This is a genomic window from Rhizobium sp. PEPV16 (assembly GCF_008919455.1).
Classification (GTDB): Bacteria; Pseudomonadota; Alphaproteobacteria; order Rhizobiales; family Rhizobiaceae; genus Rhizobium; species Rhizobium leguminosarum_Q.
The window spans coordinates 1-1639 of sequence record NZ_VSZV01000158.1 but is presented as its reverse complement, the minus strand read 5'-3'; the positions used below and the strand labels follow the sequence as shown (position 1 = coordinate 1639).

1 protein-coding gene and 2 pseudogenes are annotated in these 1639 nt (G+C 55.7%); 1 reads left to right on the top strand and 2 read right to left on the bottom strand.

Features of this window, described 5'->3' with window-relative positions; genetic code table 11:
- Nucleotides 1-396: 396 nt before the first annotated feature.
- Nucleotides 397-669 (top strand): annotated as a pseudogene (locus FY112_RS03300) (SOS response-associated peptidase); the annotation flags it as partial.
- Nucleotides 670-983: 314 nt separating this feature from the next.
- On the opposite strand, the pseudogene FY112_RS03295 reads toward FY112_RS03300, so the two are convergent.
- Nucleotides 984-1283, bottom strand: a pseudogene (locus FY112_RS03295) (hypothetical protein); the annotation flags it as partial.
- 121 nt (nt 1284-1404) lie between these two features.
- On the bottom strand, nt 1405-1639 hold a 235-nt coding region (locus FY112_RS37160; protein ID WP_246700591.1), incomplete at its 5' end, for a hypothetical protein.

Genomic DNA, 1639 nt, shown 5'->3' with positions numbered 1-1639 from the left:
GCTAATTCACTACAACAAGGTGGAGAAAGGTGGCCATTTCGCGGCTTGGGAACAGCCACAGCTCTTTACCGAAGAGCTACGGGAAGGCTTCAGATCGCTTCGATGATTACCGAGATCCGAGCATAGGCGAGGCCCTCCCTCCAGCATCCTGAGGTGGACCGGTTTACCCAGTCCACCGTCGTCGTGGCATATCCGGGCAATCCCGCGAATTTGATTGCCGCGGTCGAAGCAAATGTTTTTCCTAGCGCGGTGGTTGGTTGATCGGCCTTGGCGACAAAGTGGCCGTTGGTTTTTCAATTCCTGCTCTCAGCTGTTGAATATTCCAGCGACAGCAGTCAGCGTTTTTAACGCGCGAACTACTGAACGGCAGGACAGGTCCCGTGTAGCGCCGTCGGCAGGGACGGCCTGACCACCGACGATCTCTATGGGTTTTTGACCACTGATCCCAATGACCTGGTGAAGCCGATCCATGACACGGCCATGCCGGTCCTATTACTGACGGAAGAAGAGACCGACATCTGGATGCGGGCGCCATGGGAAGAGGCCAAGGAAATAGCCCGTCCATTACCCAATGATGCGCTGATCATCTCCTCCCGCGAACCGTACGGATCCACGATCGTCTCGAAATCCGGAGAGCCGGTGGACAGGGCAGTCTGCTTTGACACCTGAACTCACAGCTTGAATGTATCGGAAAGCGAAAAAGCCTGCCGCGGGAGGAGGTGCGGCAGGCTTTTCCAAAAAAATTGAACTACGGCTGGGAGGAGGAGTGCCGTTGTTCCGTCAGGCGCCCCTGGGAGGAGGAGTGGGTCGCCTGAAACACGAAGCTCTGCGGGAGGAGGTGCATTGCTTCGTTGCTCCGAAGATATCAGAGGCTGCCCCGATCGCCAGCGCTCAGATCGCAGTGCAGCCATGCATTTGCTGCAACGCAATATAAATCCTGTGCTTATTGTTCGGCCATTATGCTCGAGATGCCGCCTTCTCATGCTGGGCTCGAAACCGAGAACGAATTCGATCACCTTGGCGGAGGACATTTCGCACGGCTTCAGGATCGACCCCGGTCCAGCCAATCGATAGAGGTTGAAGCTGACGATATCGGTTCCGCTAAGCTCCTCGCCGTAGAGCCAGGTCCGTTTGCCATCCTCCGACCGCTTGACGGTCACGCCCCATGATCGATTACCAAAATATCCGTCGACATAGCCGTCCGGCAAGTTCGCAAGGGCGTCTTCAAACGTGGCCTGGGTTGATGGAGGTGTTTTGCTGCCGCCGTTCATTGTGCCAGGCATTCGTCGCAGATCCCACAGCCATCGTAGCCCACTTCTTCCCTTCTAAGTGCATGCCCGTCGAAGCCTGTGACGCAGTGGCTATCAGTATTTTGAGGAAAAACTATCATCTGATCTTCCCCGTTCAACCGGCTCGCGTCCGAGACGTCGTGTCTAGCAATGCACCTGTGACGGCACTTGCATAGGTGGGAACCGCGAGAACAAAGTTGCTGCTGAGAAACTGGTCAGCACCTCCGAACTCCGGCAATAGTCGCAGGTCTTCGTCTTTGATTGCAGCGCGGATCGCATCAAAAATCTTCACAGAGTCGACGAAACGATAGGGGCGGTCCTTTAGAGAACCTATTACCGGAGCAATCGCG